Here is a 12919-nt window from a genome sequence, read left to right on the forward strand (position 1 = left end):
ACGACGGACCGCTTCGTCGGTCGCGCACTTTTATCCCCGTTCGTCCGTACCGTCGCGTATGGCCCCGAGTCTTCGGCGCTCCGTCACCGACGCCGTTCGCAACGCCGTCCCGTTCCTCGTCATCACCGTCGTCTGGATCGTCATCACCCTCGCCATCTACGGCGTCTTCCTCGCGACGAAGCCGTCCGGAGTGACTTACGAGCCGTGGGTACACGTCTCGGTGTTCGCCGTCCCCGGCGTCGGCTTCCTCGGTCACGTCCTCCAGCAGGCGCTCGTCGGCGGGCGGGAGTGATGGCCCCGCCGTCACCCGGTAACACTCACGTCAGCACGTATTCAAGTCCCTCCGGCGCGTAGTCGCTGTATGGCCGATCCGACGCCCACGCCGGGCATCCACCACGTCACCTGCATCGCCGGCGACCCACAGCGAAACCTCGACTTCTGGGTCGAGACGCTCGGCCTCCGACTCGTCAAACGCTCCATCAATCAGGACGACCCGAGCACCTACCACTTCTTCTTCGCGGACGCGGAGGGGACGCCCGGGACGAGCATGACGTTCTTCCCGTGGTCGGACCTCCCGCAGGGGAACGTCGGGAGTGGGCAGGTCTCTCGGACCGCCTTCCGCGTCCCCGAGGGGAGTCTGGACTACTGGGAGGACCGCTTCGACGACTACGGCGTCTCATACGGGGACCGAGTGGAGCGGTTCGGCGAGACGGTGCTCCCCTTTACCGACCCCGACGGCCTCCCGGTCGAACTCGTCGAAGTCGAGATTCCGGCCGACGATCCCACGGTCCCGTGGACCGAGTTCGTCCCCGAAGACGCCGCGATTCGCGGCTTCCACTCCGTGACGCTCTGGATCGCGGACCCCCAGCCGACGATGGAACTCCTCGAGACGATGGGGCTGGAGCGCGCCGGAACCGAGCAGTCGCCGGACGACACGCCGGGCGACGAACGCACCCGCTTCGCCGCCGGCGGTCCGGTGGGCAAGTACGTCGACGTGCTCCCGACCATCGAGGGCGGGCTACAGGGTCACGGGACGGTCCACCACGTCGCCTTCCAGACGCCGACCGACGAGGATCAGGCGTCGATGCGGAGCGCCGCCCGGTCGCGCGGCCTGAACCCGACCCAACAGATCGACCGCCACTGGTTCCGCTCGGTCTACTTCCGGGAACACGGCGGCGTCCTGTTCGAACTCGCCACGAGCGATCCGGGCTACACCAGCGACGAACCGCTCGACGACCTGGGCGGCCGCCTCGTCCTCCCCGGGACGTTCGAGGATCGGCGCGAGGAAATCGAGGCCGGACTGCCGGACGTGACGGTGCCGCGGGCGGCGACGGCCGACGCGGGCGACTGACCGCGCAGGCTACCGGCCCCGGAACACGACCGGGCGAGTTTCACCGTGGAAAGGACCTCTAGCAGTACAGCCCTTCGAATGCGTGCATGATCGGTCGTGGATTTCGAGAACCTATCGATATGGTGTCAGAAGGTGCGTGCAAGATATAGAGTATAGAGTTAGCAGCGCCCCTCGTTTACTCTAAATCACTCAGTGTCGAAACGGCAGTCCAACAAGCGCGCGTGTGGTTCAAGCTAAAGTTGTAGCGTCCCGCGATTTTTTTTCGGTTGAACGAACTTTGGAATTGTATGAGGCGTCGTACGTGTCTCTGTCTATGCGCTGGGATCCTCTCGAGTGGGTGTCTCGGTCAGACAGACCAGCCGACGACGAAAATTTCCTGGATACACCTCGAGAATAACCGCGACGAAGCCCGTCACGTCACCGTCTTTATCGAGCGAAACGACGAGGAGGTATTCAGAGAGACCTACCAACTCGGTACCAGCGTTGAGCAATCAACGCGCAGGGTAGACGATCCCGTGAAAGGAACGGGACACTACACGGTTTATTTCGACATCGGCGACCAAGTGGTTCACCTCCACCCCTCGGAATATGCAGACGTAACCGACCCCTGTGTCGGTATTCAGTACGCGGTTCGTGATCAAGAGACGACGAAATTCGAACTCAAACCCATCGGTGAGTGTTAAGTCTCTTCTCGGTCCGTGACGTCGAGTATAGGCGAGTCTCGTGGCCGACTCACGCTTTGTATTCAGCACGGGCATCCAAACCTAACAGGCAAACGACTCCCGACGGACAGCATCCCAGGATCGGCATCACTGACTGTTCCCCCCGAAGATACAGCGGGAACGGTGTTCACTATCGGTTACCTGTCTCGACAATAGGCTCCCAATCAAAGCCGCACCTCTCATTCATAAATGCATTAGATAGTACACCAAAATGTACGCCCGGAACACTAACGTCCAGCCTCATCCCTGGCGGCGTGCCGTGTCGGCTGGCTAACCCTCGTGCCGGGCGGCCGTCGAACGCGTGCGACGGCGGCACGTTTCTCGGGCGACCGCGGATCAGTACGTCCGCCGGTCACCCATGTCACGTGCCCGGGTTCTCCGCGCGGTCATCGCGCCCTGACGGGCGTGCTCGGGCGGGGACTAGAGGCACGCGAACGGTCGTACACGCCCGAGGGGTTAACGCCTTGCGGACGGTGGCTCAGAAGACGTAGTCCGATTCGTGGATGCTCACGAAATCGCGGTTACGATACTTGTTCCACCGGTACCCCACGAGGAGTTTGATCGCGTCCCACCCCGCGGCGAACTTCCGCTCGAACATCCGGTAGCCCTCCTCGTCGGCGAGCATCTTCCGTGCGGTGCGGAAGATCCGATCCCAGTCCTCGGGTCGGTAGTCCCGCACCATGTCGGCCATCGTGACGTTGCGCAGAAGCTCGTCGCCGATGGCGTCCTTCCAGGCGGGGTTGTACCCCGAGAGATCGCCCGCCCCGGCCAACTCGCCCGCGATGGCGCCCGTACGGACGGCGACGTGGTCGCCGCCTTCGTGAAACGCCGAGGTGGTGCCCATCGCGCCGCCGACGACGGCGATGCCCGCCTCGACCGGCGAGTCGACGGGGCGGGTCGAAGAGATGGGGTACGTTTCGGTGCCCTTCGCCTTGGCGCGGTCCTCGACGAGCGGGAAGTCGCCGGGCACGTCGTACCGGTCGCCGTACTCGTGTTCGAGGAGGCGTCGGAGGTACTCGCTCCCGCCCGGAATCGTCTCGTCCTCGGGGCGGAGGAGGGCGTACGCGTCCCGGTCGGCCACGGCGTCGACGTCGAGGCCGATGGGCATCGTCAGCCCGATTCGGGCCACGTCGTCGTCGTTCGGGAAGATCCACGGGTAGGCGGTGTGGCCGGGAATGTACCCCCACCAGAACGTGATGGCGCCGCGGAGTTGCTCGGCCACCTCGGCGGGGAGGCGCCGGTGTTCCTGGTACGCGATGTGGTTGGCCGTCGTCGTCCCGAGGTGGTCGGTGACGGGGAACGGGAGGAAGCGATCGAGGACGCGGTTGGTGACGGTCCGCTGGGGGCCGTCGGCGAGGATCAGGAAGTCGGCGCCTACGGCGTCGCCGCTCGCCAGTCGGAGGGTGTGCCGCGGGTCGCCGTCCGGGTCGGTCTCTACGTCCTTGACGCTCACGCCGACGCGGTAGTCGGCGCCGGCGTCCTCGGCGCGCTCTCGGAGCCAGTCGTCGAACTTCGCGCGATGGAAGGTGTAGCCGAAGGTGTCGTAGGACGATTCGATGCCCGTGCTCCGAAGCACGCAGGATTCGGTCGGACCGACGAAGGCCGCCCGATCGAGTTCCGACAGGACGACGCCGTCCGGAAACTCGTCGGGGTGGATGCCCATGATGTCGACCCAGTAGTCCAAGATGCCCGCCGCGTCGGTGGAGTCCGGGCCGAGTCCCTCGCGGTCCGCACGGGGGACGCCCTTCTCGAAGACGAGTGCGGACGCACCGGCTTCGGCGGCCGCGTGGGCCGCCGACGCGCCGGCCGGCCCGCCGCCGACGACGGCCACGTCCACGTGTTCCATATCCTACCTCCAAACGGGCGGGGGTATTAATGACCCGGAACGATGCCGAGCCTCTTTACCGGTGGCGGGTGCATCGGCCCGCATGACCGATCCGGATATCGCCGTGTTGCGACAGAAGGTCCACGGCATGGCATCGTCTTCCTACGGCGCGGCGCTCCGTGACCGACTCCCCGACCGCGAGGTGGCCGTCGCGACCACGTCCGTCGAGGAGCGCGACCTGATCGAGCGCGCCCGCGTGGTGACTGGCATCCACTTCGAGACCGAGTGGCTCGAACGAGCCGAGAACCTCGACCTCTTCGCCTGCGCGTACGCGGGCACCGGCCACCTCGACATCGACGCGTTCGCGGACGCGGGCGTCGCCGTCACCAACGCCGCGGGCGTCCACGGCCCCAACATCTCCGAGTACGTGATCGGAGCGCTCGTCGCCCACGAACGGCAGTTCCGGCAGGCGTGGGAGCACCAAGAACGCAACCACTGGGAGGCCTACCCCGTCCGCGAACTGCAGGGGAGCACGGCCGCCGTCGTCGGTCTCGGCGCCATCGGCGAGGCGCTGACGGAGAAACTGGACGCCTTCGGCGTCGAGACGGTCGGGGTGCGGTACACGCCCGAGAAGGGTGGCCCGACCGACGAGGTGGTTGGCTTCGACGACGTTCACGACGCCCTCGCCCGTTCGGACTACGTGATCCTCGCGTGCCCGCTCACGGACACGACGCGCGGGTTGATCGACGACGAGGCGCTGGCGTCGATGCGTGCCGACGGCCTCCTGATCAACGTCGCCCGCGGCCCGGTCGTCGACACCGACGCGCTGGTGACGGCGCTTCGCGACGTCGACATCCGCGGCGCGACGCTGGACGTGACCGATCCCGAACCCCTCCCCGCGGACCACCCGCTCTGGTCGTTCGAGAACGTCCAGATCACGCCACACAACGCCGGCAACACGCCGAAATACTACGACCGACTCGCGGACATCCTCGCGACGAACCTCCGGCGGATGGAGGAGACCGGCGCGGTCGACGGGCTGGAGAATCAGGTGGTGTAGCCGCTACTCGTCCGCCGGCGGCGCCACGTCGTTTCGCAGCGTTCCGACGCCCTCGTAGGTGATCTCGACCGTGTCGCCGGGTTCGATCACGCCGGGGTTGGCCGGACTGCCGAACGCGATGACGTCGCCCGGGCGGAAGGTGAACCGTTCGGAGAGGAAGGAGACGATGTCGTAGGGGTCGAACAGCATCAGTTCGGTGTTCGCCTCCTGTCGTCGCTCGCCGTTGATGTCGGTGTGCATGTCGATGCCGTGGGGGTCGAGGTCGGTCTCGATCCACGGGCCGAGGGGGCCGGAGCCGTCGAAGGCCTTCCGCGCCGTGCGGCCGGGCTGATCGAGGGCGTCCACGTCGTTCATGATGGTGTAGCCGCGGATCACCTCGGGCACCTCCTCGGGGTCGAGGCGGTGACATCGCTCGTCGATCACGGCACAGAGTTCGCCCGCGTACGTCACCTCGTCGGAGAAAGTAGGATACGGAATGGGTTCCTCGTGGGCGACGACGGAGGCGGGCGGCTTGATGAAGAAGGCCGGCTGGTCCGGTACGTCGTACTCCATCTGATCGAGCGTCTCCGCGAAGTTGCGGCCGGTGCAGTAGAGCGCCGACGGCTTGCACGGCGCGGCGAGATCGCCGTCCTCGCCGACGACGAACGCGTCGTCGTCGGTTTCGACGACGCCGTCCCGGTACTCGCCGGCGTGAATCTCGCCGTCGACGTCGATGCGTGCGCGTTTCATACGCCCTCGTCCCACCCGACCGACTAACCGCTTGTGGATTCGGTCGCCGGCCCGCGACGGACGACGAGGACGGGCGCGACGGCGCCCTCCGCGACGCGTTCGGGTTCGTCGCCGAAGAGGATCGACCACAACGTCTCCTCACTTTCGCCCGTGACGACGGCGTCGAACTCGGCCGAGCGAGCGACGACGTCGGCGACGGGGCGCTCCGAGACGGCCGTCTCCGTGTCGATCCGGGCGGCCGCCACGCCGTGAGCACGGAGTCGGTCGCGAACGTCGGTGACGGCGGCGTCGGCGTCGAAATCGGTGCCGGCCGTCACACCCAGCACCGTCACCCGCTGGGTTCCCTCGGCGACCAGCGTCGCCACGAGGTCGGCGAGACGGTCGGTGTCGATGGCGCCCCGCACCGCGACCAGCACGTCCTCCACGTCGCCGACGGGGTTCGGGAGGAGAATCGCCGCCGCGCCCACCTCCGCCGCGACGCGCTCGACGGTCTGGTCGCGGTCGTGGGTGAAGGCCACCCGCGTCTCGGCCTCGCCGCCGGCGTCGCGGAACGCGTCCGCGATGTCCTCGACGGCGCTCCGGGCGCGGTCCTCGAACTGCATGCTGGCCTGCTCGGCCGGCGTCTGCTCCGGCAGGACGTGATAGCCGAGGACGACCACGTCGGCGGGGGCGAGGAAGGCGGCGAGCGTCTCCGGGAGCGCCTGCCCCTCGAGTACCCGGACCGGGACGAGTACCGTCGGCGGGTCGTCGGACGCGAGGTCGGTCATCTACAACACCCCTCTGAGCGACACGTCGCTCGCGTAGTACTTGTACCACCCGGCGGTCGCGGCCATGATCGCGACGCCGACGCCCTGCGAGAGCGGCTGCATGAACGAGATCAAGCCGAAGCTGGCGACGGCGCCGGGGACGGCGACGAGCGGGTACAGCGGGACCCGGAAGTCCGGATCGTACCACGACGGTTCGTCCCGGCGCATCGCGACCAGCGCCACGCAGATCAAGCCGTACATGACGAGATGGAGGAAGGAGGCCACCTCCGCGAGGACCTCCACTTCGCCCATGGCGACGAGGATCAGCGTCGGCCCGCCGCCCATCGCGAGGGCGACGTGTGGCGTGCCGTATCGGAGGTTCATGCGGCTCGCCGCGGGCGGGAGTATCGCGTCCCGGCCGACCGCGAAGACCGCCCGCGAGGTCGAGAGGATGGAGGCGTTCGCGCTGGAGACGGTCGCCAGCAGGCCGGCCAGCAGTATCGCGACGGCGCCGACGCGGCCGGCGAAGGCCCGCGCCACCTCGACGATGGCCGTCTCGCCGAAGCCGGCGAGCGCGGCGCTCCCGAACGCGCTCGTGGCGACGAAGATTGTGGCGACGTAGAGCGCGCCGACGGCGAGGACCGATCCGACCATCGCAAGCGGGAGGTTCCGCCCCGGCCGTTTGATGTCGCCGGCGACGGTCGCCACCTGCGCGAACCCGAGGTAGGAGGTAAACACCAGCGCGGCGGTGGTGAACATCGGGAGCGGGCCGAAGGGCATGAACCGTTCCGGCGCGCTCGGGGCACCGAACACCCCGAGGGCGTCGAGGCCGCCGTAGCCCAGAAAGAGGACGAGGATGGCGAGCAACAGGCCGACGACGTAGTTCTGGAGTGTCGCCGCGTTCTCGGTGCCGAAGAGGTTCAGTCCGGTGAGCAGGGCACCGAACACGAGCGCTAGGGGAACGACCACCGAGCCACCGACCGGCATCCCGGCCTCGGCGAGGACGCCCGCGGCGTAGTTGCCGAAGCCGACGAGGTAAAACGCCGTCGCGAAACCAGCCCGAGCCAGATGCTGAGGCCCACCACCGCGCCGGGGAGGGCGCCGAGCGCCCGCGAGACGAAGTAGTAGCCGCCGCCGGATTTCGGCATCGCCGTCGCCAGTTCCGACGCCGGCAGGGCGACCAGGAGGGCGACGACGGCGCCGATGGCGAAGGAGCCGGCGGCGGCGGGCCCTGCCCGTCCGGCGGCGATTCCGGGGAAGACGAAGATGCCCGCACCGATCATCGTCCCCACGCCGATGGACAGACCGCCGGTCAGCCCGATGGTCCGCTCTAGCTCCGTCCCTTCCTCGGTGACTGACGCCTCGTCGGAGAGCTCCGCCGGGCCGTCGATGGCCCCCGTCAGTCCCGCCTCCCCACCCTCGTCGGACACCATGTGTCAGTGATCGAACGTCACCACCCCGATATATAAATCCACGACCGGATTCCCACCGACGAATCGTGTCGGTACACGGGCCACGAAACGTTCTTACGTGAGGAATGGTAACAATTAACGTACCCCTACCCGCTGCCCCCGATCCACGCCAGTTTTCACCCGTCGGCCGGAACGAGCGCGTAATGGACTCCGAACTCCGCGAACGCGTCGAACGAGCGGCGCGGACGCACGCACTCCTCAACGCGGTGAAATACGACAGCGACGCGGACGTGGGCGCGGTCATGGGCCCGCTGATGGGCGAGAACCCCGACTTCCGACCCCACGCCGACGAGATTCCCGGCATCGTCGGCGGCGTCGTCGCCGAGGTGAACGACCTCTCCGCCGCGGAGAAGCGGGCGGAACTCGAGGACCTCGCGCCCGAGGAACTCGCCGAAATCGAGGCCGACGACGAGGAAGACGACCACCCGCTGCCCGACCTGCCGAACGTCGACGAGGAGACGGGCGTCGTCATGCGCGCCGCGCCCAACCCCAACGGCCCGTGGCACCTCGGTCACGCCCGGATGCCGGCGGTGATCGGGACGTACAAGGAGCGCTACGACGGCCGCTTCATCTGCCGGTTCGACGACACCGACCCCGAGACCAAGCGCCCGGACCTCGACGCCTACGACGCCATCCTCGATTCCATCGACTACCTCGGCTTCGACCCCGACGAAGTGCTTCGGGCGAGCGACCGCGTCGACACCTACTACGACCACGCCCACGAGCTGATCGAACTCGGCGGCGCCTACACCTGTTCCTGCCCGCAGGGCGAGTTCTCCGACCTGAAGAACGCGGGCGAGGCCTGCCCGCACCGCGAGAAGGACGCGGCGACGACCCGGGAGGAGTTCGAAGCCATGGTCGACGGCGACTACTCGGCGGGCGAGATGGTCCTCCGGGTCCGCACCGACATCACCCACAAGAACCCCGCGTTGCGGGACTGGGTGGCCTTCCGGATGATCGACCGCCCCCACCCCCGGCCCGAGGCCGCGGACTACCGGTGTTGGCCCATGCTCGACTTCCAGTCCGGCGTCGACGACCACCTCACGGGCGTCACCCACATCATCCGCGGCATCGACCTGCAGGACTCCGCGAAGCGCCAGCGCTTCGTCTACGACTACTTCGACTGGGAGTACCCCGAGGTGATCCACTGGGGTCACGTTCAGGTCGACGAGTACGACGTCCAACTCTCCACGTCGACGATCAAGGAGTTGATCGACGACGGCGAACTCGACGGCTGGGACGACCCGCGCGCGCCCACCCTCGCCAGCCTGCAGCGCCGTGGGATTCGGGGGCAGGCCATCGTCGACGCCATGATCGAACTCGGTACGTCGACGAGCAACGTCGAACTGTCGATGAGCGCCGTCTACGCGAACAACCGCGACCTGATCGACGACGGGGCGAACCGGTACTTCTTCGTCCGGGACGGGGTGGAGAAGTCCCTCCACGGCGGTCCCGAGGCCGGCCACCCGCCCGTCCACCCCGAACACGAGGACCGGGGCCGGCGGGACGTGCCCGCCGGCGACGCCGTCCTCGTCGAACCCGCCGACGTCCCGGAGACGGGCGAGCGCGTCTGGTTAAAGGGCTTCGGCTGCGTTCGACACACCGACGCCGGGTTCGAGTACGTCGGCGACGATATCACCGCCGTCCGCGAGGAGGGCGTCCCGGTCGTCCACTGGGCGCCCGTCGACGGCGTTCCCGTCCGCCTGCGGACGAGGGACGGCGACGTGACGGGCGTCGCGGAACCCGACTTCGCCGACGTGCCCGTCGACGACGTGGTGCAGTTCGAGCGGGTCGGGTTCGCGCGGGTGGATGGCGTGGCGCGACGCGCCACGGAGAGTCGGCCGGAGGCCGACGGCGCCGACAGCGACGAGACGGTGGCGTACTTCGCTCACGAGTAGCCCGCCGCCACCGACCAAACGTTTATTCGCCGTCTCGCCGAGTCACGTACATGTCCGAACAAGCTCCGGAGCCGGCAGCCGGCCCCACTACCGGCACCATCCCCCACTGGTCACACGGCGACGACGACCCCCTCACCATCGTCGACGGCGACGGCGTCACCGTCTACGACGACGACGGAACGGCGTATCTCGACTTCATCGCACAGCTCTACTGCGTCAACGCCGGCCACGGCGAGGAGCGCATCGCCGACGCCATCGCGGAACAGGCCTCCAAAGTCGCCTACGTCGCCTCCGCGAAGCACAACGACGCTCGCTCGGAACTCGCCGGCCGCCTCGCCGACATCACGCCGGGCGACCTCGACGACGTGTTCTTCTCCGTCTCGGGGAGCGAGGCCAACGAGTCGGCGGTGCAGTTCGCCCGTGAGTACACCGGCGCCCGCAAGGTACTCACGCGGTATCAGTCCTACCACGGCGCCACCTACGGCGCCGCGTCGCTGACGGGCGACCCCGAGACGCGAAACGCGATGGGTCGGGGGGCCGAAACCACGGGCGCGGCGAAGTTCCTCCCGCCGCTGACGTATCGGTCGCCGTTCGACGGCGACACGCCCGAAGCAATCGCGAAACAGGCCGCCGACCACTTGGAGTACGTCATCCACAACGAGGGGCCGGACTCCATCGCGGCCATCCTGATGGAGCCGGTCGGGGGCACGAGCGGGGCGTACACGGCGCCCGCCGACTACTGGCAGCGGGTGCGTGCCCTCTGTGACGAGTACGACATCCTCCTGATCGCGGACGAGGTGATCACCGGCTTCGGCCGGTGTGGCGAGTGGTTCGGCATCGACACCGAGGACGTGGTGCCCGACCTGCTCACCTTCGCCAAGGGCGTCACGAGCGCGTACGTCCCGCTCGCGGGCGTCGCGGTCCGGCCGGAAATCGCCGCCCACCTCCGCGAGTCGGGGATCGACGTGGGCCAGACCTTCGCCGGTCACCCCGTCGCCTGCGCGGCGGGCGTCGCCGCCCTCGACGTCTACGAGGACGGCCTGATCGAGAACGCACGGGAGCGAAGCGAGCATCTCGAAGCCCGCCTGCGCGAACTGGAGCGCCACGACGCCGTCGGCAACGTGCGCGGCCGGGGGCTGCTCTGGGCAGTCTCCTTCGCCGACCCCGAGACCGGCGAGCCGTATCTCAACCCGTGGGTCGAGTCGGGGGACAACCCCGTCGACGACGTGATCGACGCGGCCGAGGAGCGGGGCGCCCTCTTCGGCGGCGGTCGCCCGCGCACGCAGGTCGTCGTCTCCCCGCCGCTGCCGGTCACGGACGCGGAGATCGACCGGGCGGTCGACGCCCTCGACGCGGCCATCGCCGAGACCTTCGAGTAGCGGCCGATCCGTCGCCCGAGGCAACCGTTTAATAGCGCGGGGCGCCCGGTTCCGCGTATGCTCCACATGGAGGGCCCCCTCCTCACGGTCGACGTGGGATCGCGGCGCGTCGAAACCGAGTCCGTCGACGACGTCCTCGAATCGTTCATCGGCGGTCGGGGCGTCGCCACGCACCTCGCTCACGAGCGGATTCCGTTCGACGCCGACCCGTTCGGTCCGGAGAATCGCCTCTACTTCACCACGGGGCCGATGCAGGCCTCGTCGATGAGTTTCACCGGTCGCACGTCCGCGACGGCCGTCTCGCCGCTGACCGACGGTCTCCTGTCGGCCAACGCCGGGGGGTTCGTCTCCCGGGACCTGCTCGGCACCGGCAACGCCGTCGTCGAAGTCGTCGGCGAGAGCGACGATCTGCTGATGCTCCACGTCCGGGAGGACGGCGTGACCTTCGAGGAGGTGCCGGACCTCGCGGGCGCCGAAGTCCCGGCCGTCACCGAGTACGTCGAGGCCGAACACGACCTCGACCCCGAACACGTCGCCTGCATCGGTCCGGCAGGCGAGAACCTGGTCCGCTTCGCCTGCATCATGACCAGCGAGACGCGGGCGTTCGGCCGCGGCGGGCTGGGTGCTGTGATGGGCGCGAAGAACGTGAAAGCGATCACCTTCGACGGCGACGCCCGGCCGGACGTGGATATCGACGCCGAGGCGGCGGCCATCCACCGCGAGGCCGCGACGAGCGACCACATCATGAAGCGGCAGGGGACCGCGAGCGTCACGGACCTCGCCAACGAGATCGGCTCCTTCCCCACCCGCTACTTCGAGGACGTCCGTTACGAGGCGTTCGAGAAGATCAACGGCGACCGGGTGGAGGAGAAGAAGTACAAGAAAGGAACCTGTTCGCAGTGTGCCTTCGCGTGTAAGCTCCCGACGAGGGACGAGGCGTCGGGCGTCGAGACGGAGGGGCCGGAGTTCGAGACGATCATGGCCTTCGGCGGCAACTGCGAGGTGGACGACATCGTCTCGATCATGCAGTCGAACCAGCTCTGTGACCGGCTGGGCATGGACACCATCTCCTGTGGCAACGCGGTGGCGGCCTACCTCAAGGCGAACGATGCCTTCGGCGACGACGAGTTGATCCACGAGACGGTGCAAAAGATCGCCAGCCGCGAGGGCGACGGCGACCTGTTGGCGGAGGGTATCCACCGCTTCCACGACGAACTCGGCGTCGAGGACTGGACGGTCAAGGGGATGACGTTCTCGGCCCACGACGGGCGCACGCTCAACGGGCAGGGGCTCGGGTTCGCCACCGCGAACCGCGGTGCCGACCACATGTACGCGACCTTTTACGCCTACGAGTACCCCCTCGTCGACGCCTCGGAGGCCTTCGAGCCGGCGGGGCTGTCGGCCGCCAAGGCGGCGAAGCTGGTCGAACAGGAGAACAAGCGAGCGCTGGAGGACTGCGGCGTCGTCTGTCGGTTCTCGCGGGGCATGATGAACGCCGAGCGCTTCGAGAAGCTGTTCGACGCCGACTTCGACGACCTGCTCTCGGTCGGTGCGCGGGTGGTCGAACTCGAACGCCACTTCAACAACCAGCGGGGCTTCGACCGCTCGGACGACGCCCTGCCGTACGACCTGCCGGACTTCGACGCGGCGCTCGACGCCTACTACGAGACGCGGGGCTGGACCGACGAGGGCGTCGTCCCCGACGGCGCCGTCGACACCGCGAGCGCGGACTGACAG

10 protein-coding genes and 1 pseudogene are annotated in these 12919 nt (G+C 68.1%); 7 read left to right on the forward strand and 4 right to left on the reverse strand.

Translation table 11 applies throughout. From position 1 onward, the window contains the following. Nucleotides 1-58 precede the first annotated feature (58 nt). From DU484_RS09820 to DU484_RS09830, 3 genes are all read left to right on the forward strand, one after another. Nucleotides 59-292 (forward strand): hypothetical protein, encoded by a 234-nt coding sequence (locus DU484_RS09820; RefSeq protein WP_114585881.1) that lies wholly within the window; start codon nucleotides 59-61, stop codon nucleotides 290-292. 69 nt (nucleotides 293-361) lie between these two features. Then, nucleotides 362-1351, forward strand: a complete 990-nt coding sequence (locus DU484_RS09825; protein WP_114605815.1) for a ring-cleaving dioxygenase — start codon at nucleotides 362-364, stop codon at nucleotides 1349-1351. Nucleotides 1352-1638: 287 nt separating this feature from the next. Continuing rightward, nucleotides 1639-2034, forward strand: a complete 396-nt coding sequence (locus DU484_RS09830; protein WP_114585883.1) for a hypothetical protein — start codon at nucleotides 1639-1641, stop codon at nucleotides 2032-2034. A gap of 517 nt (nucleotides 2035-2551) precedes the next feature. On the opposite strand, the gene DU484_RS09835 is transcribed toward DU484_RS09830, so the two are convergent. After that, complete coding sequence (locus DU484_RS09835; protein ID WP_114585884.1) at nucleotides 2552-3919, reverse strand: NAD(P)/FAD-dependent oxidoreductase; 1368 nt, start codon at nucleotides 3917-3919, stop codon at nucleotides 2552-2554. Nucleotides 3920-4001: 82 nt separating this feature from the next. On the opposite strand from DU484_RS09835, the gene DU484_RS09840 reads away from it, so the two are divergent. Next, a complete protein-coding gene (locus DU484_RS09840) occupies nucleotides 4002-4958 on the forward strand; it encodes a D-2-hydroxyacid dehydrogenase (RefSeq protein WP_114605816.1) in 957 nt (318 codons plus the stop codon). Nucleotides 4959-4961: 3 nt separating this feature from the next. Here DU484_RS09840 and DU484_RS09845 read toward each other — a convergent pair whose 3' ends face one another. From DU484_RS09845 to DU484_RS09855, 3 genes and pseudogenes are all read right to left on the reverse strand, one after another. Further along, nucleotides 4962-5687, reverse strand: a complete 726-nt coding sequence (locus DU484_RS09845) for a fumarylacetoacetate hydrolase family protein (protein WP_114605817.1) — start codon at nucleotides 5685-5687, stop codon at nucleotides 4962-4964. 23 nt (nucleotides 5688-5710) lie between these two features. Next, on the reverse strand, nucleotides 5711-6454 hold the full coding sequence (locus DU484_RS09850) for a universal stress protein (RefSeq protein ID WP_114585887.1): 744 nt from the start codon (nucleotides 6452-6454) through the stop codon (nucleotides 5711-5713). After that, nucleotides 6455-7866 (reverse strand): annotated as a pseudogene (locus DU484_RS09855) (APC family permease). 182 nt (nucleotides 7867-8048) lie between these two features. Between DU484_RS09855 and DU484_RS09860 the strand changes: the two are divergent. Genes DU484_RS09860 through DU484_RS09870 form a run of 3 tightly spaced genes read left to right on the forward strand, consistent with a single transcriptional unit; the run spans nucleotide 8049 to nucleotide 12916 of the window. After that, nucleotides 8049-9803 (forward strand): glutamate--tRNA ligase, encoded by a 1755-nt coding sequence (locus tag DU484_RS09860; protein ID WP_114605818.1) that lies wholly within the window; start codon nucleotides 8049-8051, stop codon nucleotides 9801-9803. Between the two features lie 50 nt (nucleotides 9804-9853). Beyond that, nucleotides 9854-11182 carry an aminotransferase family protein gene (locus DU484_RS09865; RefSeq protein ID WP_114585890.1) on the forward strand — a complete coding sequence of 443 codons (1329 nt, stop codon included), beginning with the start codon at nucleotides 9854-9856 and terminating at the stop codon, nucleotides 11180-11182. Nucleotides 11183-11239: 57 nt separating this feature from the next. Continuing rightward, a complete protein-coding gene (locus DU484_RS09870; protein ID WP_114605819.1) occupies nucleotides 11240-12916 on the forward strand; it encodes an aldehyde ferredoxin oxidoreductase family protein in 1677 nt (558 codons plus the stop codon). The last annotated feature ends 3 nt before the right edge of the window (nucleotides 12917-12919 follow it).

It is taken from the genome of Haloplanus rubicundus, assembly GCF_003342675.1.
GTDB classification, from domain to species: Archaea; Halobacteriota; Halobacteria; order Halobacteriales; family Haloferacaceae; genus Haloplanus; species Haloplanus rubicundus.

Excerpts from the sequence above, each read along its gene's own strand:
- DU484_RS09870 (WP_114605819.1), top strand. The coding sequence starts at position 11,240 with ATGCTCCACATGGAGGGCCCCCTCCTCACGGTCGACGTGGGATCGCGG.
- DU484_RS09860 (WP_114605818.1), top strand. The coding sequence starts at position 8,049 with ATGGACTCCGAACTCCGCGAACGCGTCGAACGAGCGGCGCGGACGCAC.
- DU484_RS09850 (WP_114585887.1), bottom strand. The coding sequence starts at position 6,454 with ATGACCGACCTCGCGTCCGACGACCCGCCGACGGTACTCGTCCCGGTC.
- DU484_RS09825 (WP_114605815.1), top strand. The coding sequence starts at position 362 with ATGGCCGATCCGACGCCCACGCCGGGCATCCACCACGTCACCTGCATC.
- DU484_RS09865 (WP_114585890.1), top strand. The coding sequence starts at position 9,854 with ATGTCCGAACAAGCTCCGGAGCCGGCAGCCGGCCCCACTACCGGCACC.
- DU484_RS09835 (WP_114585884.1), bottom strand. The coding sequence starts at position 3,919 with ATGGAACACGTGGACGTGGCCGTCGTCGGCGGCGGGCCGGCCGGCGCG.
- DU484_RS09840 (WP_114605816.1), top strand. The coding sequence starts at position 4,002 with ATGACCGATCCGGATATCGCCGTGTTGCGACAGAAGGTCCACGGCATG.
- DU484_RS09820 (WP_114585881.1), top strand. The coding sequence starts at position 59 with ATGGCCCCGAGTCTTCGGCGCTCCGTCACCGACGCCGTTCGCAACGCC.
- DU484_RS09845 (WP_114605817.1), bottom strand. The coding sequence starts at position 5,687 with ATGAAACGCGCACGCATCGACGTCGACGGCGAGATTCACGCCGGCGAG.
- DU484_RS09830 (WP_114585883.1), top strand. The coding sequence starts at position 1,639 with ATGAGGCGTCGTACGTGTCTCTGTCTATGCGCTGGGATCCTCTCGAGT.